The organism is Enterobacter sp. SLBN-59 (assembly GCF_024807915.1).
GTDB classification, from domain to species: Bacteria; Pseudomonadota; Gammaproteobacteria; order Enterobacterales; family Enterobacteriaceae; genus Enterobacter; species Enterobacter asburiae_B.
The window spans coordinates 3,510,976-3,532,673 of sequence record NZ_JANUFI010000001.1; the positions used below are offsets into that span (position 1 = coordinate 3,510,976).

Annotated in this window: 17 protein-coding genes; 12 read left to right on the top strand and 5 right to left on the bottom strand. The window is 56.8% G+C overall.

Going from position 1 to position 21,698, the window contains the following annotated elements; translation table 11 throughout:
* Positions 1 to 18: 18 nt before the first annotated feature.
* The 4 genes from aroQ to M2422_RS16775 form a co-directional block, all read right to left on the bottom strand.
* The gene (gene aroQ, locus M2422_RS16760; RefSeq protein ID WP_023309405.1) at positions 19 to 471 is read right to left on the bottom strand and encodes a type II 3-dehydroquinate dehydratase; all 453 of its coding nucleotides are present in this window, start codon (positions 469 to 471) and stop codon (positions 19 to 21) included.
* Positions 472 to 705: 234 nt separating this feature from the next.
* The gene (gene msrQ / locus M2422_RS16765; RefSeq protein ID WP_032659655.1) at positions 706 to 1,305 is read right to left on the bottom strand and encodes a protein-methionine-sulfoxide reductase heme-binding subunit MsrQ; all 600 of its coding nucleotides are present in this window, start codon (positions 1,303 to 1,305) and stop codon (positions 706 to 708) included.
* On the bottom strand, positions 1,306 to 2,307 hold the full coding sequence (gene msrP / locus M2422_RS16770; RefSeq protein WP_064673381.1) for a protein-methionine-sulfoxide reductase catalytic subunit MsrP: 1,002 nt from the start codon (positions 2,305 to 2,307) through the stop codon (positions 1,306 to 1,308).
* Positions 2,308 to 2,384: 77 nt separating this feature from the next.
* Positions 2,385 to 3,359: an MDR family oxidoreductase gene (locus M2422_RS16775; RefSeq protein WP_032659658.1), complete on the bottom strand. Its 975-nt coding sequence runs from the start codon at positions 3,357 to 3,359 to the stop codon at positions 2,385 to 2,387.
* A gap of 182 nt (positions 3,360 to 3,541) precedes the next feature.
* Between M2422_RS16775 and csrD the strand changes: the two genes are divergently transcribed.
* The 8 genes from csrD to tldD all read left to right on the top strand — a co-directional run bounded on the left by csrD (position 3,542) and on the right by tldD (position 15,813).
* Positions 3,542 to 5,482, top strand: a complete 1,941-nt coding sequence (gene csrD / locus M2422_RS16780; protein WP_064673380.1) for an RNase E specificity factor CsrD — start codon at positions 3,542 to 3,544, stop codon at positions 5,480 to 5,482.
* Positions 5,483 to 5,764: 282 nt separating this feature from the next.
* Positions 5,765 to 6,808, top strand: a complete 1,044-nt coding sequence (gene mreB, locus M2422_RS16785) for a rod shape-determining protein MreB (protein ID WP_000913396.1) — start codon at positions 5,765 to 5,767, stop codon at positions 6,806 to 6,808.
* A gap of 62 nt (positions 6,809 to 6,870) precedes the next feature.
* Positions 6,871 to 7,887: a rod shape-determining protein MreC gene (gene mreC / locus M2422_RS16790; RefSeq protein WP_033146767.1), complete on the top strand. Its 1,017-nt coding sequence runs from the start codon at positions 6,871 to 6,873 to the stop codon at positions 7,885 to 7,887.
* Positions 7,887 to 8,375, top strand: a complete 489-nt coding sequence (mreD, locus tag M2422_RS16795; RefSeq protein WP_023309399.1) for a rod shape-determining protein MreD — start codon at positions 7,887 to 7,889, stop codon at positions 8,373 to 8,375. Before mreC ends, mreD begins: the two co-directional genes overlap by 1 nt.
* 9 nt (positions 8,376 to 8,384) lie before the next feature.
* The gene (locus M2422_RS16800; RefSeq protein ID WP_047646446.1) at positions 8,385 to 8,978 is read left to right on the top strand and encodes a nucleoside triphosphate pyrophosphatase; all 594 of its coding nucleotides are present in this window, start codon (positions 8,385 to 8,387) and stop codon (positions 8,976 to 8,978) included.
* Entirely contained in the window at positions 8,968 to 10,437 is a 1,470-nt protein-coding gene (gene rng / locus M2422_RS16805; protein ID WP_010436156.1) for a ribonuclease G, read from the top strand. The genes M2422_RS16800 and rng overlap by 11 nt, the downstream gene beginning before the upstream one ends.
* A 42-nt stretch (positions 10,438 to 10,479) precedes the next feature.
* Entirely contained in the window at positions 10,480 to 14,283 is a 3,804-nt protein-coding gene (gene yhdP / locus M2422_RS16810; RefSeq protein ID WP_064673379.1) for an AsmA2 domain-containing protein YhdP, read from the top strand.
* Positions 14,284 to 14,367: 84 nt separating this feature from the next.
* Positions 14,368 to 15,813, top strand: a complete 1,446-nt coding sequence (gene tldD, locus M2422_RS16815; RefSeq protein ID WP_029740073.1) for a metalloprotease TldD — start codon at positions 14,368 to 14,370, stop codon at positions 15,811 to 15,813.
* A gap of 77 nt (positions 15,814 to 15,890) precedes the next feature.
* On the opposite strand, the gene aaeR is transcribed toward tldD, so the two are convergent.
* Positions 15,891 to 16,817: an HTH-type transcriptional activator AaeR gene (aaeR, locus tag M2422_RS16820; protein WP_023616809.1), complete on the bottom strand. Its 927-nt coding sequence runs from the start codon at positions 16,815 to 16,817 to the stop codon at positions 15,891 to 15,893.
* Between the two features lie 179 nt (positions 16,818 to 16,996).
* Here aaeR and aaeX point away from each other — a divergent pair, with 179 nt between their 5' ends.
* The 4 genes from aaeX to M2422_RS16840 all read left to right on the top strand — a co-directional run bounded on the left by aaeX (position 16,997) and on the right by M2422_RS16840 (position 21,658).
* Entirely contained in the window at positions 16,997 to 17,200 is a 204-nt protein-coding gene (gene aaeX / locus M2422_RS16825; RefSeq protein WP_003860416.1) for a p-hydroxybenzoic acid efflux pump operon protein AaeX, read from the top strand.
* 7 nt (positions 17,201 to 17,207) lie between these two features.
* Entirely contained in the window at positions 17,208 to 18,140 is a 933-nt protein-coding gene (gene aaeA, locus M2422_RS16830; protein WP_023309394.1) for a p-hydroxybenzoic acid efflux pump subunit AaeA, read from the top strand.
* A 5-nt stretch (positions 18,141 to 18,145) separates the two neighbouring features.
* Positions 18,146 to 20,113 (top strand): p-hydroxybenzoic acid efflux pump subunit AaeB, encoded by a 1,968-nt coding sequence (aaeB, locus tag M2422_RS16835; protein ID WP_033146764.1) that lies wholly within the window; start codon positions 18,146 to 18,148, stop codon positions 20,111 to 20,113.
* Between the two features lie 90 nt (positions 20,114 to 20,203).
* Complete coding sequence (locus M2422_RS16840) at positions 20,204 to 21,658, top strand: NAD-dependent succinate-semialdehyde dehydrogenase (RefSeq protein ID WP_064673378.1); 1,455 nt, start codon at positions 20,204 to 20,206, stop codon at positions 21,656 to 21,658.
* Positions 21,659 to 21,698 lie beyond the last annotated feature (40 nt).

The following is a 21,698-nucleotide window of genomic DNA, read 5'->3' on the forward strand; positions in this document are numbered from 1 at the left end:
TGGGTTCCGTACTCTTGTTTAGTGTGATTGTGACAAGCGTTTTACCGCTGTCTGTAAAGCGTATGAATAGCCGTCTGCGCCCAGTCCACAGATAACGCCAGCAGCGATATCTGACAGATACGAATGGTGACGGAACGGCTCTCGGGCGTGCACATTACTCAGGTGGATCTCGATAAACGGGATACTCACCGCGAGCAGTGCGTCGCGGATAGCAACACTGGTGTGCGTAAACGCGGCCGGATTGATCAGGATATAGTCCACATTGTCTTTAGCCTGATGAATACGGTCGATGAGTGCGTACTCCGCATTCGACTGAAAATGATCCAAATCCACATTCAGTGACGCTGCTTCCGTTCCCAGACGGTTAACAATTTCACTCAATGTTAGCGTGCCGTACTTCTCTGGCTCACGGGTGCCGAGCATGTTCAGGTTCGGTCCGTTCAAAACTAAGATATGGAATTTATCAGTCATTATGCCGCTATCTCCTGCGATTTTCGGGTAAAAAACAAAATATACCTTCGAAACGCAAATGTCACCTTTTCAGAGGCTTAAAACCGCTGTCAGGCGAACCAAGGTCGCACATTATAACGATTTCGTAGCATTTAGCAGCTAAATACTGGTCTTATCAGGGAAGATTATCAACCGCTATCCGAAAAAGATTTGCGGTTGACGGGTAATCTGCGGGAAAACGCACAGTTTCGCGAACTATCGCAACCACTGGCGGAATTTCTTGTAACGCCATGCCAAAAGCGCCACGGCCGCCAGTGCATAAAGGATTGGCTGCGGCGAGAGGATCTTCACCGACCACAGGTAATGAATGGGAGCGAGGATCGCGACAAGATAGACGAAGTTATGCAGAAGCTGCCAGCGCCTGCCCAGTTTTCGCTGCGCATATTGCGTGGATGTCAGCGCTAACGCCAGTAAAACCACCCAGCTCACGATACCCAGCGTCAGATAAGGACGTGTCACCAGTTCGCGGCCAAGCAGCGCCAGATTGTTAATTCCCAGTTCCAGCAGGGCGTAGCTGGTGAGGTGCAGCGTCGCCCAGGCAAAACACCATAGCCCTAACAGGCGACGGGTGCGTATCAATAAGGGCTGTTTAGCGTAGCGCGCCAGCGGCGAGACGAGCAAGGTGGCCAGCAAAAATTTCAGAGCCATCCGACCGGTAAAATGCTGGATATCCTTCGCCGGGTCTGCGCTAAAGAGCCCCTGGCTTGCGGCCCAGAACAGCCATATAAAAGGAAGCAGCCCGGCCAGGTGCAGCAGCACTTTCAGCCAGGTAATCTGTTTTGCCGTTAAACGCACTCAGAAGTTCTCCCGTAAGTTGAGGCCACGGTAAAGCGAGGCCACTTCATCCGCATAGCCGTTAAACAGCAGCGTCGGCTGGCGCTTCACGTCCAGCGCACCGCCGGAACCGATAAACCGCTCGGTTGCCTGCGACCAGCGCGGATGATCCACGTGCGGGTTAACGTTGGCGAAGAAGCCGTATTCGTCCGGAGCCGCCAGATTCCAGGTGGTTGGCGGACGTTCGCGGGTAAGCTTAATGCTGACGATAGATTTAATCCCTTTGAAACCATATTTCCACGGTACGGTTAAACGGATAGGGGCACCGTTCTGCGGCGGAAGCGCTTTGCCATATACGCCAACGGTCAGCAGGGTGAGGGGGTGCATAGCTTCGTCGAGACGTAGCCCTTCCACATACGGATATTCAAGCCCGCCGCCGATAAACCGATCTTTCTGCCCGGGCATCTCGTCCGGCGCATAGCGCGTCTGGAAAGCGACATATTTTGCGTTGCTGGTGGGCTCAACCATCGCCAGCAGTTTATGCAGCGGGAAGCCGACCCAGGGCACCACCATCGACCAGGCTTCCACGCAGCGCATGCGATAGATGCGCTCTTCGAGCGGGAAACGGGTGATGAGTTCGTGGTGGTCAAGCGTCAGGGGTTTCGCCACTTCGCCATCAATTTTCAGCGTCCACGGGTCGGTTTTGAGGCTGCCGGCGTTGGCAGCAGGATCGGCCTTATCGAGACCAAATTCGTAGAAGTTGTTGTAGCCGGTAACTTTATCTTCCGGCGTGAGCGTCAGCTTGTTTTGCCATTCGGCCGGTTTCGTAAAGGTGAGCGGGGCGCCGGATGGGGCCTTTGGCCGATCGTTGCCTTTAAACCAGTCGAGCAGGTCGGCGTGTGCCGCGGGAGAGAGCGTCAGGGCTGTGGCGCTGATGCCAAGCATTTTCAGGATCTGGCGGCGCTGTAACATAAAGACAGACTCAGACGTTACGTCAGCTTCCGTCAGTTTTCGGTTTTTCATGGCATCCTCCGTCATGCGTTTTTCTAAGCATGACGGAGGAGAGGGATTCGCGCGAATATGTCACGAAAATTTGAAGATTAGGCGATTTTCACCAGCGCGCGGCCGTGGAACTGGTTGTCCATGATCTTACTGGCGTATTCCGGCGCCTGGCTGAGGGTTATCTCCGTTGCGCTCTGGGTATAGAAAGATTCCGGCAGATCGCGCACCAGCCGTTCCCAGGCTTCATGACGACGGGCCGGCGGGGTCATTACGGAATCCACACCCTGCAGGCGTACGTTACGCAGAATAAATGGCATCACGGTGGTTGGCAGGGCAAATCCGCCCGCCAGACCGCAGGCTGCCACGCAGCCGCCGTAGTTCATCTGCGCCAGGACTTTTGCCAGCACCTTATCACCGACGGTATCCACCGCCCCTGCCCAAACCTGTTTTTCCAGCGGACGGGTTTCGGCAAATTCGTCGCGGCTGAGAATGCGGCTGGCGCCGAGCTGGCGCAGATAGTCATGGGTGCTTTCTCGGCCGGAAACCGCAGCGACCTGATAGCCCAGCTTGTGGAGCAGCGTGACTGCCGTGCTGCCCACGCCTCCGCTCGCGCCGGTGACGACAATTTCCCCTGACTCAGGGCGAATACCCGCATCTTCCAGCGCCATCACGCATAGCATGGCGGTAAAGCCTGCCGTGCCGACGATCATCGCCTTGCGGCCATCCATGCCTTTCGGCACAGGCACCAGCCAGTCGCCCTTCACGCGCGCCTGCGTTGCCAGCCCACCCCAGTGATTTTCACCCACGCCCCAGCCGGTGAGCAGCACATGCTGGCCTGGATGGAAGCGCGGATCCTCGCTGGTATGAACCCGGCCAGCGAAATCGATCCCCGGCACCATAGGGAAATTTCGGATGATTTTACCCTTACCGGTAATAGCCAGCGCATCTTTATAATTTAAACTGGACCAGTCGATGTCGACGGTTACGTCGCCTTCCGGCAGGCGACTCTCTTCAACCGCCTGCACTGAGGCAAGCGTTTTGCCGTCCTGCTGTTCTAATATCAAAGCCTGCATACGGGGTCCTCACGACTCAGATGATTGGAAAATAATTTCTGAAGACTATACTCGCTCAGGGAAACGCAGTGCCGATTTAACGCAATAAATTGCCAGATACGCCCGATTTGGTAGTATGCCGCATTTGAAATGCAAGTTAGCGCTTACTCGCTACCCCATCAACCCACGGAGTAATCTCAAGGATGCGATTAACGACGAAGTTCTCAGCTTTTATCACCTTGCTGACGGGGCTTACCATTTTTGTTACGCTTCTGGGCTGTTCCCTGAGTTTTTACACCGCCATTCAGGACAAGCTGGTCAACCGGGTACAGTCTGTTGCCTCGGTGATTGATACGCGTCTGCTGACGACGCCCCTACCGGGGCTCTCCCGTGAGCTTGATGAGTTGATGGTACCTGTTGATATCGTTCAGATCGACATTCTGCAGGGAAAGCATCGTGTTTTAAGCCATGAACGACCGGGAAGCTATCGCCCCGCGGGCGTGGTAAGCCAGTATCGGGAAGTGACGGTGCATTCCCTTAAAAATCCGGGGATGACCATACACATGGTCTACCTCGATCCGATGGCCAGCTATTTCCGTTCCATGATGACCACCGCACCGCTCACCGTCGCCGTTGCGTTTATCGTCCTGCTGATCTTTCTCGCGGTCCGCTGGCTGCGCCGCCAGCTCTCTGGTCAGGAGCTGCTGGAGATGCGATCCGTACGTATCCTGAACGGTGAACGCGGCCCGCAGGTGCGTGGCTCTGTCCACGAGTGGCCGTCACGCGCCAGCAGCGCGCTGGATACTCTGCTCTCCGAAATCCAGTTTGCCAGCGACCAGCGCAGCCGTATGGATACGCTGATCCGCTCTTATGCGGCGCAGGATAATAAAACTGGCCTTAACAACCGTCTTTTCTTTGATAATCAGCTCGCCACGCTGCTCGACGATTCAGAAAAAGTGGGGACACACGGGGTGGTGATGATGATTCGCCTGCCCGATTTCGATCTCCTGCGCGACACCTGGGGACAGCGAGCCGCGGAAGAAAACCTCTTTACGCTGATCAACCTGCTCTCCACCTTTATTATGCGCTACCCGGGCGCGCTGCTGGCCCGCTATCACCGCAGCGACTTTGCCGTGCTGTTGCCTCATCGTACGCTGAAGGAATCCGAAAGCATCGCCAGCCAGCTGCTGAAGGCGGTAGATGCGCTGCCGCAGAGCAAAATGCTCGACAGGGACGATATGGTCCACATGGGGATCTGCGCCTGGCGTGGCGGACAATCCACAGAGCAGGTGATGGAACATGCGGAAGCCGCTACCCGCAACGCCGTGTTACAGGGGGCCAACGGATGGGCGGTTTACGATGACTCGCTGCCGGAAAAAGGGCGCGGCAACGTGCGCTGGCGAACGCTGATTGAGCAAATGCTCAGCCGCGGCGGTCCACGTATTTATCAAAAACCCGCGGTCATGAAAAACGGCAACGTTCATCACCGTGAACTGATGTGTCGTATTTTTGACGGTACCGAAGAGGTCATCTCTGCGGAATATCTGCCGATGGTGCTGCAATTTGGCCTGTCCGAAGAGTATGACCGCCAGCAAATTACCCGGCTGATTCCGTTTTTATCCTTCTGGCCTGAAGAAAACCTGGCGTTACAGGTCACCGTGGAGTCGTTAATACGCCCACGTTTTCAGCGCTGGCTACGTGATACGTTAATGCAATGCGAAAAATCGCAACGTAAACACATTATTTTTGAACTTGCTGAGGCCGATGTAGGTCAACACATCAGCCGGTTACGTCCGGTGGTACGTTTGATCAATGCGCTCGGTGCACGTATCGCTGTGACGCAGGCAGGTTTAACGCTGGTCAGCACCAACTGGATCAAGGAACTGGATGTGGAGTTATTAAAGCTACATCCGGGGCTGGTAAGGAATATTGAGAAGCGTACGGAAAACCAGCTGCTGGTACAGAGTCTGGTAGAAGCGTGCAAGGGTACGCGAACACAAGTATTCGCCACGGGCGTGCGCTCCAGAAGCGAATGGCAGATGTTAACAGCGCGCGGCGTGATGGGCGGTCAGGGGGATTTTTTTGCTGCCTCTCAACCGCTTGACACCAACGTGAAAAAATATTTGCAAAGATACTCTGTTTGACCTGCCGTTTACGCTGTTTTCACGTAGAATATCGCGCCTGTAGCTTTGAGTATGTCGAGCAAAAAGCCAGTGAACGACCTGTAACGGGTTACAAACGTCAGTGGGGAACGCTACTGTTTACTCAGCCCTGAGGGAGTCAGGGGATGATTTTGTAACATCAGGAAACGTACTGCACAAATTTTCACCGTTGCAGATGATTTTTGCGCCTTGTCGCTGCTGCGTGTGGTTGGTAAAGTAAGCGGATTTTGTTTTCCGCCCCAGCTTTCAGGATTATCCCTTAGTATGTTGAAAAAATTTCGTGGCATGTTTTCCAATGACCTGTCCATTGACCTGGGTACCGCGAATACCCTTATTTATGTAAAAGGACAAGGCATCGTATTGAATGAGCCTTCCGTTGTGGCCATTCGTCAGGATCGTGCAGGCTCGCCGAAAAGCGTGGCTGCAGTGGGTCATGACGCGAAGCAGATGCTGGGTCGTACCCCTGGCAACATCGCCGCCATTCGCCCAATGAAAGACGGCGTTATCGCCGACTTCTTTGTGACTGAAAAAATGCTTCAGCACTTCATCAAGCAGGTTCACAGCAACAGCTTCATGCGTCCAAGCCCGCGTGTTCTGGTGTGTGTGCCGGTTGGTGCAACCCAGGTAGAGCGTCGCGCAATCCGTGAATCTGCCCAGGGTGCAGGTGCACGTGAAGTGTTCCTGATTGAAGAGCCAATGGCTGCGGCCATCGGTGCTGGCCTGCCTGTTTCCGAAGCTACCGGTTCTATGGTTGTGGATATCGGTGGTGGTACCACTGAAGTGGCCGTTATCTCTCTGAACGGCGTGGTGTACTCCTCTTCCGTACGTATCGGTGGTGACCGCTTCGATGAAGCCATCATTAATTATGTGCGCCGTAACTACGGCTCTCTGATTGGTGAAGCCACCGCAGAGCGTATCAAACACGAAATCGGCTCTGCGTATCCGGGCGATGAAGTGCGTGAGATCGAAGTGCGTGGCCGTAACCTGGCTGAAGGTGTTCCACGCGGTTTCACCCTGAACTCCAACGAAATTCTGGAAGCTCTGCAGGAACCACTGACGGGCATCGTGAGCGCGGTAATGGTTGCGCTGGAACAGTGTCCACCAGAGCTGGCATCCGATATCTCCGAGCGCGGTATGGTTCTGACCGGTGGTGGTGCGCTGCTGCGTAACCTCGACCGCCTGTTAATGGAAGAGACAGGTATTCCTGTCGTAGTTGCAGAAGATCCACTGACTTGCGTCGCCCGTGGTGGTGGCAAGGCGCTGGAAATGATCGACATGCACGGCGGCGATTTGTTCAGCGAAGAGTAGTCGAGTTTGAGAGGGTAGCAATTTGCTACCCTTTCTCTCTGACGCGAGAATACGCATAGCCTATGAAGCCAATTTTTAGCCGTGGCCCATCGCTACAGTTTCGCCTTATTCTGGCGGTTCTGGTTGCGCTTGGGGTCATTATTGCCGATAGCCGCCTCGGTACGTTCAGCCAGATCAGAACGTACATGGATACCGCCGTCAGTCCTTTCTACTTTGTTTCAAATGGTCCCCGTGAACTGCTCGACTCCGTTTCTCAAACGCTGTCTTCGCGCGACCAACTCGAACTCGAAAACCGGGCATTACGTCAGGAACTGCTGCTGAAAAACAGTGAACTGCTGATGCTGGGGCAATACAAGCAGGAAAACGCGCGTCTGCGTGAGCTGCTCGGCTCGCCGCTGCGTCAGGATGAGCAGAAAATGGTCACGCAGGTGATCTCCACCGTGAACGACCCCTACAGCGATCAGGTTGTGATCGACAAAGGGAGCGTGAACGGGGTGTATGAAGGTCAGCCTGTTATCAGCGATAAAGGCGTTGTGGGCCAGGTTGTTGCCGTGGCTAAACTGACCAGCCGCGTGCTGCTGATTTGCGATGCCACGCATGCGCTGCCGATCCAGGTTCTGCGCAACGACATCCGCGTGATTGCGGCTGGTAACGGCTGTACGGACGACCTGCAGCTGGAACACCTGCCTGCTAACACGGATATTCGCGTGGGCGACGTGCTGGTGACGTCCGGCCTGGGTGGACGCTTCCCTGAAGGCTATCCGGTTGCGGTGGTCTCTTCGGTCAAGCTGGACACCCAGCGTGCCTATACCGTGATTCAGGCCCGTCCAACCGCCGGTTTGCAGCGTCTGCGCTATCTGCTGCTGCTGTGGGGCGCCGATCGTAACGGTTCTAATCCGATGACGCCTGAAGAGGTGCATCGCGTGGCGAACGAGCGCCTGATGCAGATGATGCCGCAGGTTCTCCCGCCTGCGGATTCCATGGGGCCGCCTGCGCCAGTACCGGCGCCGGCAACCGGGTTAACGCAGCCGCTGCCGGATGCGCCGCCACCGCCTAAACTCTCTTCGGGAGGGCAGTAGTGGCAAGCTATCGTAGCCAGGGACGCTGGGTCATCTGGCTCTCGTTTCTCATTGCACTGTTACTGCAAGTGATGCCCTGGCCGGATGACATTCTCGTTTTCCGGCCAAACTGGGTATTACTCATTTTACTGTACTGGATCCTTGCCCTGCCGCATCGCGTAAATGTCGGCACAGGTTTCGTGATGGGTGCCATACTGGATCTCATTAGCGGCTCTACGCTTGGCGTGCGCGCCTTGTCCATGAGCATTATTGCGTACCTCGTCGCACTCAAATTCCAGCTCTTTCGTAACCTTGCGCTCTGGCAACAGGCCCTGGTGGTGATGTTATTGTCGCTCGCTGCGGATATCGTTGTTTTCTGGGCAGAGTTTTTAGTGATCAACGTCTCTTTCCGACCGGAAGTGTTCTGGAGTAGTGTAGTAAACGGTGTGCTCTGGCCATGGTTATTCCTGCTGATGCGTAAGGTTCGCCAGCAGTTTGCTGTGCAATAAAAGGTTTCTATGACGTCTTTGTATCTCGCTTCCGGCTCCCCGCGCCGTCAGGAACTCCTGACGCAGCTAGGGGTCTCTTTTGAACGCATCGTTACCGGCATTGAAGAAAAACGTGCTGAGGGCGAAAGCGCTCAACAGTACGTGTCTCGCCTGGCGCGCGAGAAAGCGCAGGCGGGCGTGGCCAGTGTGTCACGCGATCTTCCCGTGCTGGGAGCAGATACCATCGTTATTCTGAACGGTGAAGTGCTTGAGAAACCGCGCGACGCCGATCATGCGGCGCGCATGCTGCACAAAATGTCCGGACAAACGCATCAGGTGATGACGGCCGTCGCGCTGGCTGACCGCCAGCACGTGCTGGATTGCCTGGTGGTGACCGAAGTGACGTTCAGAGTACTTACCGACGACGACATCGCCGCTTATATTGCCAGCGGTGAACCGATGGATAAAGCAGGTGCATACGGTATTCAGGGGCTGGGTGGCTGTTTTGTCAGGAAGATTAATGGCAGCTATCACGCCGTAGTCGGCTTACCGCTGGTGGAAACGTATGAGTTGCTGAGCAATTTTAACTCACTGCGTGAGGGAAGGGATAATTATGACGGCTGAATTGTTGGTAAACGTAACGCCATCGGAAACCCGTGTGGCCTATATTGATGGTGGCATTCTTCAGGAAATTCATATTGAGCGTGAAGCGCGGCGCGGAATAGTAGGCAATATCTACAAAGGTCGTGTCAGTCGTGTACTACCGGGTATGCAGGCGGCTTTTGTAGATATTGGACTGGATAAGGCGGCGTTTTTACATGCCTCCGATATCATGCCGCACACCGAGTGCGTCGCGGGCGAAGAGCAAAAGCAGTTTGCCGTGCGCGATATTTCTGAACTGGTGCGTCAGGGGCAGGATCTGATGGTGCAGGTGGTGAAAGATCCCCTCGGTACCAAAGGCGCCCGTCTGACCACCGACATTACCTTACCTTCCCGCTATCTGGTCTTTATGCCCGGCGCGTCGCACGTGGGCGTTTCGCAGCGTATTGAGAGCGAAACCGAGCGCGAGCGTCTGAAGAAAGTGGTCAGCGCCTACTGCGATGAGCAGGGCGGGTTTATCATCCGTACCGCTGCGGAAGGGATCAGCGAAGAAGACCTGGCGTCGGATGCGGCTTACCTGAAGCGCGTCTGGACAAAGGTGATGGAGCGTAAAAAACGCAACCAGACCCGCTACCAGCTCTACGGTGAGCTGGCCCTTGCTCAGCGCGTTCTGCGCGACTTTGCCGATGCCCAGCTCGACCGCATTCGCGTGGATTCGCGCCTGACCTATGAAGCGCTGCTGGAATTTACCGCTGAGTACATCCCGGAGATGCCTGGCCTGCTGGAGCATTATTCAGGGCGTCAGCCGATCTTCGATCTCTATGATGTCGAAAACGAGATCCAGCGCGCGCTGGAGCGTAAGGTCGAGCTGAAGTCCGGCGGCTATCTGATCATCGATCAGACCGAAGCGATGACCACCGTCGATATCAACACCGGCGCGTTTGTCGGCCATCGCAACCTCGATGACACCATCTTCAACACCAACATCGAAGCCACGCAGGCCATTGCGCGGCAGCTTCGTCTGCGCAATCTGGGCGGCATTATCATCATCGACTTCATCGATATGAGTAATGAAGACCATCGTCGTCGCGTGCTGCACTCGCTTGAGCAGGCGCTGAGCAAAGATCGCGTGAAAACCAGCATCAACGGCTTCTCGCAGCTGGGGCTGGTGGAAATGACGCGTAAGCGTACCCGCGAGAGCGTTGAGCATGTGCTGTGTAATGAATGCCCAACCTGCCATGGGCGCGGAACGGTAAAGACGGTTGAGACCGTCTGCTATGAAATTATGCGCGAAATCGTCCGTGTTCATCATGCCTACGACTCCGATCGTTTTCTGGTCTATGCTTCCCCTGCGGTGGCTGAAGCGCTGAAAGGCGAAGAGTCACACGCGCTGGCGGAAGTGGAAATCTTTGTCGGCAAACAGGTAAAAGTACAAATTGAACCGCTCTATAACCAGGAGCAGTTTGACGTCGTGATGATGTAAGACGCAGTACGCTGCGTGACGAAAGCTGACAAGGAGAGATGCGTGAGGCGATTGCCGGGGATTTTATTGCTTACAGGGGCAACGCTGGTCGTGATTGTCGCGTTGCTCGTGAGCGGGCTACGCCTCGTATTACCGCATCTGGACAGCTGGCGTCCGCAACTGCTGGCTAAAATTGAATCCACCACCGGCGTGCCGGTGAACGTAAGCCAGATTAGCGCTAACTGGCAGAATTTTGGCCCGACGCTCGATGTCCGGGATATCAACGCCAGCCTCAAAGATGGCGGCCACCTGAAAATCAAACGCGTGACCCTGGCGCTGGACGTCTGGCAAAGCCTGCTGCATCTGCGCTGGCAGTTTCGCGATCTCACCTTTTATCAACTCCAGTTCATGACCAATACGCCTCTGTCCGGCGGCGATAGCGGTCAGGGTCTGGAAGCCAACCGCTTCAGCGATCTTTTCCTCCGTCAGTTCGATCACTTCGATCTGCGCGACAGTGAAGTGAGCTTCATTACCCTCTCCGGCCAGCGCGCCGAACTGGCGATCCCTCAGCTGACCTGGCTCAACGGTAAAGAACGTCACCGCGCTGAGGGGCAGGTCAATCTCTCAAGCCTGAACGGCCAGCACGGCGTGATGCAGGTGCGCATGGATCTGCGGGACGATGACGGCCTGTTAAACAACGGCAAAGTCTGGCTGCAGGCCGACGATGTTGACGTAAAGCCGTGGCTGGGCGACTGGCTCCAGCAAAATATGCAGCTGGAGACTGCCCGTTTCAGCCTTGAAGGCTGGCTGACCCTGACCAAAGGTGAATTTGCCAGCGGCGATATCTGGCTCAAGCAGGGGGGCGCCAGCTGGAAAGGCGAAAAACAGCAGCATCAGCTTTCCGTCGATAACCTCACCGCGCACGTGACGCAGGAAAAAGAGGGCTGGCAGTTTGCCATTCCGGATACGCGCATCACCATGGACGGCAAGCCGTGGCCGCGCGGTGCGCTGACGCTGGCCTGGATGCCGGAGCAGGACGTCGGCGGCACGGCCAGTAAACGCAGCGACGAGCTGCGCATCCGCGCCAGCAACCTCGATTTGGCGGCCATTGAGGGCCTGCGCTCGATGGCGGCAAAGCTCTCTCCGGACCTGGGCGAGATCTGGCTGGCAACGCAGCCTAGCGGGAAGATAGACGCTCTGGCGCTGGATATCCCGCTCCAGGCGACGGAAAAAACCCGCTTCCAGGCAACGTGGAAAGATCTTGCCTGGAAGCAGTGGAAGCTGCTGCCGGGGGCGGAGCACTTTAGCGGTAAGCTGGAAGGCAGCGTGGAAAACGGCAGGCTGACGGTTGATATGCACGATGCCAAAATGCCTTACGAGACGGTCTTCCGCGCGCCGCTGGAAATCGAACAGGGCAGCGCGGTGCTTAACTGGCTCCGTAACGACAAGGGCTTCCAGCTTGATGGCCGCCATATCGATGTGAAAGCCAAAGCGGTGCACGCGCGCGGCGATTTCCGCTATCTGCAGCCTGTGGGTGACGAGCCGTGGCTGGGTATTCTGGCCGGGATCAGCACCGATGACGGCTCTCAGGCCTGGCGCTACTTCCCGGAAAACCTGATGGGAAAAGCCCTGGTGGACTATCTCAGCGGCGCGATTCAGGGCGGTCAGGCGGACAATGCCACGCTGGTGTACGGCGGTAATCCGCATCTTTTCCCGTACAAACACAATGAAGGCCAGTTCCAGGTGCTGGTGCCGTTACATAACGCGACCTTTGCGTTCCAGCCCGGCTGGCCCGCGCTGAAAGATCTGGATATCGAGCTCAACTTCCTCAATGACGGGCTATGGATGAAGTCCGACAGCGTGGCGCTGGGCGGCGTGACGGCCAGCAACCTGACGGCCAACATCCCGGATTACTCCAAAGAGAAGCTGCTGATTGATGCCGACATCAATGGCCCGGGCAAAGCGGTGGGGCCGTACTTTGAGGAGACGCCCCTGAAAGATTCGCTGGCGGCGACGCTCCAGCAGCTACAGCTTGATGGCGATGTGAATGCTCGCTTACATCTTGATATCCCGCTGGACGGCGAGATGACCACCGCCAAAGGCGACGTCCGCCTTAAGAACAACAGCCTGTTCATCAAACCCCTTGAGAGCACGCTGAAAAATCTCAGCGGGCAGTTCAGCTTTGACAACGGAAACCTGAAGAGCGAGCCGCTTACGGCCAGCTGGTTTAATCAGCCCGTTAATATCGACTTCACGACCACCGAGGGTGAAAAGGCTTATCAGGTAGCCGTCAATCTGGACGGTAACTGGCAGCCAGCGCGCATGGAGGTCCTGCCGAAACCCATTGAGGCGTCAGTGCAGGGCGCAGTCGCCTGGCAGGGTAAAGTGGCAATCGACCTGCCATATCACGCGGGTGCTCAGTATAAGGTCGACATCACGGGCGATCTGAAAAACCTTCAGAGCCAGCTGCCTGCGCCGCTGGATAAACAGGCCGGACAGCCGCTGCCGGTAAAGCTGAACGTCGATGGCAACCTGAACAGCTTCGCGCTGACCGGAAGCGCGGGCGGGACAAACCACTTCAACAGCCGCTGGCTGCTTAACCGCAAGCTCACCCTCGACAAAGCCATCTGGACAACGGATAGCCGCTCCACGCCGCCTCTGCCGGAGCAGTCGGGCATTGAGCTGAATCTCCCGCCGATGGACGGTGCAGAGTGGCTGGCGCTTTTCCAGAAAGGCGTCGGGCAAAACGTTGATGAAACCGCCCAGTTCCCGCAAGCCATTACCGTACGCACGCCGTCGCTGATGCTGGGCGGGCAGCAGTGGAACAACCTGAGCCTGGTTTCACAGCCTGGCGCTAACGGCACGAAGGTGGAGGCCCAGGGAAGGGAGATCAACGGCACGCTGACCATGCGCAATCACGCGCCGTGGCAGGCGGCGATCCGCTACCTCTACTACAACCCGGCAAGCGCCGCGAGCGGGAAAGATAAACCGGCAGAAGCCTCGCCGCTGAGCAATGTCTCCCGCGTCGATTTTAGCGGCTGGCCCGATCTCCAGCTGCGCTGCGCGGAGTGCTGGCTGTGGGGGCAGAAATATGGCCGTATTGACGGTGATTTCACTATTCAGGCCAACACGCTTACGCTCTCCGGTGGCCTGGTTGATACCGGTTTTGGCCGCATGACGGCCGCAGGGGAATGGGTGAATAACCCGGGCGAGCAGCGAACTTCCCTGAAGGGCGACATTAAAGGCAACAAGCTGGATGCGGCAGCCAATTTCTTTGGAATCAGCACGCCGCTGCGCGGCTCGTCGTTTGACGTCGATTACGATCTTCACTGGCGTGACGCTCCGTGGAAGCCGGATGAGGCCTCGCTGAACGGCATTCTGAAAACCCGCTTCGGCAAAGGTGAAATTGCCGACGTGAGCACGGGGCGCGCCGGGCAGATCCTGCGCCTGCTGAGTTTTGATGCGCTGCTGCGCAAGCTGCGCTTCGATTTCAGCGATACCTTCAGCGAAGGTTTCTACTACGATTCCATCCGCAGCACGGCGTGGATCAAGGACGGTGTTCTGCATACGGACGACACGCTGGTGGATGGCCTGGAAGCGGATATCGCTATGAAAGGCTCCGTTAACCTCGTGCATCGCGAGCTGGATATGGAAGCCGTGGTGGCGCCGGAAATTTCCGCGAGCGTGGGCGTGGCGGCGGCCTTTGTGGTGAACCCGATTGTCGGTGCGGCGGTGTTTGCCGCCAGCAAAGTGCTGGGTCCGCTGTGGAGCAAGGTCTCCATTCTGCGCTACCGCATTACCGGTCCGGTAGATAAACCGCAGATTAACGAGGTGCTGCGCCAGCCGCGCAAAGATGCACAGCAATGATTTGACGTGGGCAGGTAATTGCCTCACTCTCAATAAATACGATCTTTATACCGCCACGGGCGGCAACGAACGAGTAGCAATACGATGAGTCTGAACCTGGTAAGTGAACATTTGCTCGCAGCGAACGGCCTGAGCCATCAGGACCTGTTCTCCATTCTTGGTCAACTGACCGAACGCCGTCTCGACTACGGCGACCTTTATTTCCAGTCGAGCTATCACGAATCCTGGGTTTTAGAAGACAGCATCATCAAAGATGGCTCCTACAACATCGACCAGGGCGTCGGCGTCCGTGCCGTCAGCGGCGAGAAAACCGGTTTTGCCTATGCCGATCAGATTAGCCTTACCGCGCTCGAGCAGAGCGCGCAGGCCGCACGTACCATTGTGCGTGATACCGGTGATGGTCGCGTGAAAACTCTGGGCGAAGTGCAGCACTCAGCGCTTTATACCAGCATCGATCCGCTGCAGAGCATGAGCCGTGAAGAGAAGCTGGATATCCTGCGTCGCGTGGACAAAGTCGCCCGCGCGGCGGATAAACGCGTGCAGGAAGTTTCAGCCAGCCTGAGCGGCGTGTATGAGTTGATTCTGGTTGCGGCAACGGACGGTACCCTTGCGGCAGACGTTCGCCCGCTGGTGCGCCTCTCTATCAGCGTGCAGGTCGATGACGACGGCAAACGCGAACGCGGCTCAAGCGGCGGCGGCGGTCGTTTCGGCTATGACTGGTTCCTGGGCGACGTTGACGGTGAAGCACGCGCTGACGCCTGGGCGAAAGAAGCCGTGCGCATGGCGCTGGTGAATCTGAATGCCGTCGCGGCGCCGGCGGGCTCATTCCCGGTGGTGCTGGGCGCCGGCTGGCCGGGCGTACTGTTACATGAAGCCGTAGGCCACGGCCTGGAAGGCGACTTTAACCGTCGCGGGACGTCCGTGTTCAGCGGTCAAATCGGGCAGCTTGTCTCCTCTGAGCTGTGCACCGTGGTGGATGACGGCACCATGCGCGATCGTCGCGGCTCGGTGGCTATCGATGATGAAGGTACGCCAGGCCAGTACAATGTGCTGATCGAAAACGGCGTGCTGAAAGGCTACATGCAGGACAAACTCAACGCGCGCCTGATGGGCGTCGCGCCGACGGGCAACGGACGCCGTGAATCTTACGCGCATCTGCCGATGCCGCGCATGACCAACACGTACATGCTGCCGGGCAAATCGACGCCGCAGGAGATTATCGAATCCGTCGATTACGGTATCTTTGCGCCAAACTTTGGCGGCGGCCAGGTGGACATCACCTCCGGTAAGTTTGTTTTCTCCACGTCAGAAGCGTATCTGATCGAGAAAGGCAAAGTGACCAAAGCGGTGAAGGGTGCGACGCTGATTGGCTCCGGCATTGAAGCCATGCAGCAGATCTCCATGGTCGGTAACGATCTGAAGCTGGATAACGGCGTGGGCGTCTGCGGTAAAGAGGGCCAGAGCCTGCCGGTTGGCGTGGGCCAGCCAACGCTGAAGGTGGACAACCTGACGGTGGGCGGCACGGCGTAATTTCCTGCCCCTCTCCCCAAAGGGGAGAGGGGGCTGCTCCGCGCTGTCTTTTCTCCCTCGTCCTTATGGAAAAAGGCCTACTCTTTCCTTCTCCCCCGCATCCCCTGAAACAGCTCCGCCACGTCCACAAAATATTCGGTCAGATAGTTAATACACACCTGAACCTTGAGCGGGAGTTTGTCTTTTTCGGTATACAGGGCGTACACCGGACGCGGATCGGACTGATAGCGCGGGAAGAGGATCTCCAGCACGCCGCTGTTGATCTCGTTGATCACCCACATTAACGGCACGTAGGCGATCCCGGCGCCGGCCACCAGCCAGCGTGAAATGGTCATCGGATCGTTAGTGACAAACCGCCCTTCCGGCAGCAGTTTGGTAGAAATCCCTTCCGGGGCAATCAGCTCAAATTCATTATCGGGCCGCACGCTGTACTCCAGCCACGAGTGGTTGGTGAGATCGGCGGGTTTCTCCGGAACGCCGTACTGCGCCAGATAGCTTTTCGAGGCGCAGACGACCATCGGCATGCTGCCCAGCCTACGCGAGAACAGGCTGGAATCCTGCAACGCGCCGACGCGGATCACCACGTCCAGCCCGTCGGCAATCAGATCCGGCGCCGGGATACCCGTCACCAGATTGACCGTAAGACCGGGGTACTCTTTCAGCATATCCGCCGTCATGGCAGCGAGAACATTTTGTGCCATAGTTGAAGAACACCCGATGCGCAGCGTGCCGATGGGGGTGTTGTTGAAGGCATAGAGCTGTTCGTGAACATCCTGCACTTCAAGCAGCATACGGCGACAGCCCTGATAGTAAATTTTACCCGCTTCCGTCAGCCCAATGCTGCGGGTACTGCGGTTGAGCAGCTTGACCTGAAGCTCATCTTCCAGTTTGGACACCGTCTGGCTGATGGATGAGACGCTCATCTGAAGCTGGCGTGCAGCGGCGGTAAAAGAGCCCAGCTCAACCACTTTGGCGAAGACCGACATGCGTTTTAAACGTTCCATTGTTCACTCTGGCTTAAAAGTGATTTAGATCACATATTATAGATAACAGCATAACAGTTACGTTAATATATTATTAATTACATAACGGCTGCGCCATTCTCGCCCGGCGTTTCTTGCTCTCCTGCGGTGGCGTGCGCTAAAAAATTCTGAAGCCTGCACTCTCTCTTATCAAGGTCAACATGAGTCTGTTTCCCGTTATCGTGGTGTTCGGTCTGTCGTTCCCACCGATATTTTTCGAGCTTCTTTTATCACTGGCGATCTTCTGGCTGGTGCGCAAGGTGCTGGTCCCTACCGGGATCTACGATTTCGTCTGGCACCCTGCATTGTTCAATACCGCGCTGTATTGCTGCCTGTTTTATCTGATATCGCGCATGTTTGTCTGAGGTTGATGTGAAAACGCTAACAAGAAAAATCTCCCGCACCGCCATCACGATGGCGCTGGTTATCCTCGCCTTCATCGCTATTTTCCGCGCCTGGGTTTATTACACCGAATCACCGTGGACGCGTGATGCACGCTTCAGCGCCGATGTGGTGGCAATAGCCCCTGACGTGGCCGGTCTTATCACAGCGGTCAACGTCCACGATAACCAGCTGGTGAAGAAAGATCAGGTCCTGTTCACCATCGACCAGCCTCGTTACCAGAAAGCGCTGGAAGAGGCGGAAGCGGACGTGGCCTATTACCAGGCGCTGGCTGCGGAGAAACGCCGCGAGGCAGGGCGCCGTAACCAGCTGGGCGTTCAGGCAATGTCCCGTGAAGAGATTGATCAGTCCAACAACGTGCTGCAAACCGTGCTGCACCAGCTGGCGAAAGCGCAGGCAACGCGCGATCTGGCGAAGCTCGATCTCGAGCGCACCGTGATCCGCGCGCCGTCCGATGGCTGGGTGACCAACCTCAACGTCTATGCCGGGGAATTCATTACCCGTGGCTCAACTGCCGTGGCGCTGGTTAAACAGAACTCCTTCTACGTGCTCGCCTATATGGAAGAGACCAAGCTGGAAGGCGTGCGCCCAGGTTACCGGGCGGAAATCACGCCGCTCGGCAGCAACCGCGTCTTTAAAGGCACCGTCGACAGCGTTGCCGCAGGGGTGACTAACTCCAGCAGCTCTAACGATGCCAAAGGGATGGCGACGGTCGATTCCAACCTGGAGTGGGTGCGTCTGGCCCAGCGCGTGCCGGTACGTATTCATCTTGATGAACAGCAGGGAAATCTGTGGCCTGCGGGTACCACGGCGACGGTGGTGATCACCGGTGAAAAGGACCGGGATGCCAGCCAGGACTCGTTCTTCCGTAAAATTGCCCACCGCCTTCGCGAGTTTGGTTAATCGCCATGGGTATCTTTTCCATCGCCAGCCAGCACATTCGCTTCGCCGTGAAGCTGGCGTGCGCCATCGTGCTGGCGCTGTTTGTTGGCTTTCACTTCCAGCTTGAAACCCCTCGCTGGGCAGTGCTGACGGCTGCGATTGTCGCGGCGGGCCCTGCCTTTGCCGCGGGCGGGGAGCCCTATTCTGGCGCGATCCGCTATCGCGGGATGCTGCGTATCATCGGGACGTTTATCGGCTGTTTCGCGGCGCTGACCATTATTATTTTGATGATCCGCACCCCGCTGCTGATGCTGATGGTGTGCTGTATCTGGGCGGGTTTCTGCACCTGGATCTCGTCTCTGGTGAAAGTGGAGAACTCCTACGCCTGGGGACTGGCGGGCTATACCGCGCTGATTATTGTCATCACAATCCAAAGTGAACCGCTGCTCGCCCCGCAGTTTGCGGTTGAGCGCTGCAGCGAGATTGTGATTGGTATTGTCAGCGCTATCGTCGCTGACCTGCTTTTCTCTCCGCGCTCCATCAAGCAGGAAGTCGACCGTGAGCTCGACGCGCTGATTGTTGCCCAGTATCAGCTGATGCAGCTGTGCATTAAGCATGGCGACAGCGAAGAGGTGGATAAAGCCTGGAGCGGGCTGGTACGTCGTACGCAGGCGCTGGAAGGAATGCGCAGCAACCTTAATATGGAGTCGTCGCGCTGGGCCCGCGCGAATCGACGCCTGAAAGCCCTCAACACCGTCTCTCTGACGCTGATTACCCAGGCCTGTGAAACCTATCTGATTCAGAACACCCGGCCGGAAGCGGTCACCGATACGTTCCGCGAACTGTTTGCCGAGCCGGTGGAAACCGTACAGGACGTGCATAAGCAGCTTAAGCGCATGCGCCGGGTGATTGCCTGGACCGGGGAGCGCGACACGCCGGTAACCATCTACACCTGGGTCGGCGCCGCGACGCGCTATCTGCTTCTGAAGCGCGGCGTGATCGGTAACACCAAAATCAGCGCGGCGGAAGAAGAGGTGCTGCAGGGGGAAGTGGTGATCAAGGCGGAATCCGCCGAGCGCCATCACGCCATGGTCAATTTCTGGCGTACGACGCTTGCCTGCATGCTCGGCACGCTGTTCTGGCTGTGGACGGGCTGGACGTCCGGCAGCGGCGCGATGGTGATGATTGCCGTTGTGACCGCACTGGCGATGCGTCTGCCTAATCCGCGTATGGTCGCCATTGATTTCCTTTACGGCACGATTGCCGCGTTGCCGATAGGCGCGCTCTATTTCCTGGTCATCATCCCGTCGACGCAACAGAGTATGCTGCTGCTCTGTATTAGCCTGGCGGTAATGGCGTTCTTTATCGGCATTGAAGTGCAAAAGCGGCGTCTGGGATCGCTGGGGGCGCTGGCGAGTACGATTAACATCATCGTTCTCGATAACCCGATGACCTTCCATTTCAGCCAGTTCCTCGACAGCGCGTTAGGCCAGCTGGTGGGCTGCTTCCTGGCCATGATGGTGATACTGCTGGTGCGGGATAACTCGCAGGCAAGAACGGGCCGCGTGCTGCTGAACCAGTTCGTGTCGGCTGCCGTGTCATCTTTGACAACCAATACCGCGCGCCGTAAAGAGAACCACCTGCCCGCGCTCTACCAGCAGCTGTTTTTGCTGCTGAACAAGTTCCCGGGCGATATCGCGAAGTTCCGCCTGGCGTTAACCATGATCATTGCGCACCAGCGTTTGCGTAACGCGCCCGTGCCGATCAACGACGATTTGTCGGCATACCACCGCCAGCTGCGTCGTACCGCCGATCACGTGCTTTCTGCCAGCAGCGATGACAAACGGCGTCGCTACTTTACGCAGCTGCTTGAAGAGCTCGATACCTATCAGGAAAAGCTCAAGCACTGGGAGGCGCCGCCTCAGGTGACCGAGCCGGTAGGACGGCTGGTGTTTATGCTGCATCGCTACCAGAATGCCCTCACGGATAACTGACTGAAGTAAAAAAACCGACGCCAAAAGCGTCGGTTTTTTTGTGGCTATACTTATTCCAGCACGTTCTTACATTTCAGAAAGGGAGAACACATGACGACCCAGGCGCTTCAGGACCACATCCTTTTTCAGACCGGTTATCTGGTCAACGGAATCTGGAAAACGCTGGATACAACCTTTGATGTGCTGAATCCCGCGACCGGCGAGGTCATTGCTAAAGTCGCTAAAGCGGGTAAAGCGCAGACCGAAGACGCTATTGCAGCAGCTACCCAGGCCTTCCCGGCATGGCGTGCCAAAACCGCGAAAGAACGCTCGGCGATTCTCTACCGCTGGTACGAACTGATTATTGAGAATAAAAGCTGGCTCGGGCGGTTGATGACCACAGAACAGGGCAAACCCCTGAAAGAAGCGGAGGGAGAAGTCGAGTACGCCGCCAGCTTTATCCAGTGGTTTGCCGAAGAGGCCAAACGCGCGAACGGTGAAATTATTCCGCCGATCAAACCCGGCTCACGCATTCTGGCGACCCGTGAACCTATTGGTGTGGTCGCGGCGATTACGCCGTGGAACTTCCCGATGGCCATGCTCACCCGCAAGTTAGGCCCGGCGCTGGCAGCAGGATGCACCGGGGTCATTAAACCGGCCAATAACACGCCGCTCAGCGCATTTGCGCTGCTTACGCTGGCGAAACAGGCCGGTGTGCCCGACGGTGTTCTCAACGCCGTCGCCGGGAATACGCATGAAATCAGCGATGCGATCATGGCAAGCCGCGACGTGCGTAAAATCTCCTTTACCGGCTCAACCTCCGTCGGCAAAACGCTGGTGCGTAACGCCGCAGAAACCATGAAAAAAGTCTCGATGGAGCTGGGGGGAAATGCCCCGTATATCGTTTTTGAGGATGCGGACATCGACGCAGCGGTTAAGGGCGCGATCGCCAACAAGTTCCGCAATGCCGGGCAGGTCTGCGTCAGCGTGAACCGTTTTTATATTCAGGAAACCGTCTACGACAAATTTGTGAATAAACTTGCCGATGCGGTGAAGGCGCTGAAGGTGGGTAATGGTCTCGAAGAGGGGGTGGTCGTCGGGCCGCTGATTGAACCTTCGGCGGTCAACAAGGTGCGTGAGCATGTCGACGACGCCGTTGCCCGGGGCGCAACCGTACTGGCAGGAGGTAAGCTTCATCCGCTTGGCGGAAATTTCTGGATGCCAACCGTGCTGGGCGACTGCCATGAAGGCATGAAGCTGGCAGAAGAAGAGACGTTTGGCCCGGTGGCGGCGTGCTTCCGTTTCACCTCGGAAGATGAAGTCATCCAGCGCGCCAACAACACGCCCTATGGGCTGGCGGCTTACTTCTATACCCAGAATCTTTCCCGGGTCTTCCGCGTTTCACAGGCCATCGAGAGCGGGATGATCGGCATCAACGAGTGCGCCGTCTCCACGGAGCTTGGGCCCTTTGGCGGCGTAAAAGAGTCAGGCCTTGGACGAGAGGGCTCCGTGCTGGGGCTGGAAGAGTATCTGGAAGTTAAAACCCTGCATATTGGGGGATTATAATAGACAGGGCGGCATCTGCCGCTCGCCTGGACTGGGTGGC

Bases quoted from the DNA above. Each gene is read 5' to 3' on its own strand.
- aroQ (WP_023309405.1), bottom strand. From the start codon at position 471: ATGACTGATAAATTCCATATCTTAGTTTTGAACGGACCGAACCTGAAC.
- msrP (WP_064673381.1), bottom strand. From the start codon at position 2,307: ATGAAAAACCGAAAACTGACGGAAGCTGACGTAACGTCTGAGTCTGTC.
- M2422_RS16775 (WP_032659658.1), bottom strand. From the start codon at position 3,359: ATGCAGGCTTTGATATTAGAACAGCAGGACGGCAAAACGCTTGCCTCA.
- csrD (WP_064673380.1), top strand. From the start codon at position 3,542: ATGCGATTAACGACGAAGTTCTCAGCTTTTATCACCTTGCTGACGGGG.
- mreB (WP_000913396.1), top strand. From the start codon at position 5,765: ATGTTGAAAAAATTTCGTGGCATGTTTTCCAATGACCTGTCCATTGAC.
- mreC (WP_033146767.1), top strand. From the start codon at position 6,871: ATGAAGCCAATTTTTAGCCGTGGCCCATCGCTACAGTTTCGCCTTATT.
- M2422_RS16800 (WP_047646446.1), top strand. From the start codon at position 8,385: ATGACGTCTTTGTATCTCGCTTCCGGCTCCCCGCGCCGTCAGGAACTC.
- rng (WP_010436156.1), top strand. From the start codon at position 8,968: ATGACGGCTGAATTGTTGGTAAACGTAACGCCATCGGAAACCCGTGTG.
- tldD (WP_029740073.1), top strand. From the start codon at position 14,368: ATGAGTCTGAACCTGGTAAGTGAACATTTGCTCGCAGCGAACGGCCTG.
- aaeR (WP_023616809.1), bottom strand. From the start codon at position 16,817: ATGGAACGTTTAAAACGCATGTCGGTCTTCGCCAAAGTGGTTGAGCTG.
- aaeX (WP_003860416.1), top strand. From the start codon at position 16,997: ATGAGTCTGTTTCCCGTTATCGTGGTGTTCGGTCTGTCGTTCCCACCG.
- aaeB (WP_033146764.1), top strand. From the start codon at position 18,146: ATGGGTATCTTTTCCATCGCCAGCCAGCACATTCGCTTCGCCGTGAAG.
- M2422_RS16840 (WP_064673378.1), top strand. From the start codon at position 20,204: ATGACGACCCAGGCGCTTCAGGACCACATCCTTTTTCAGACCGGTTAT.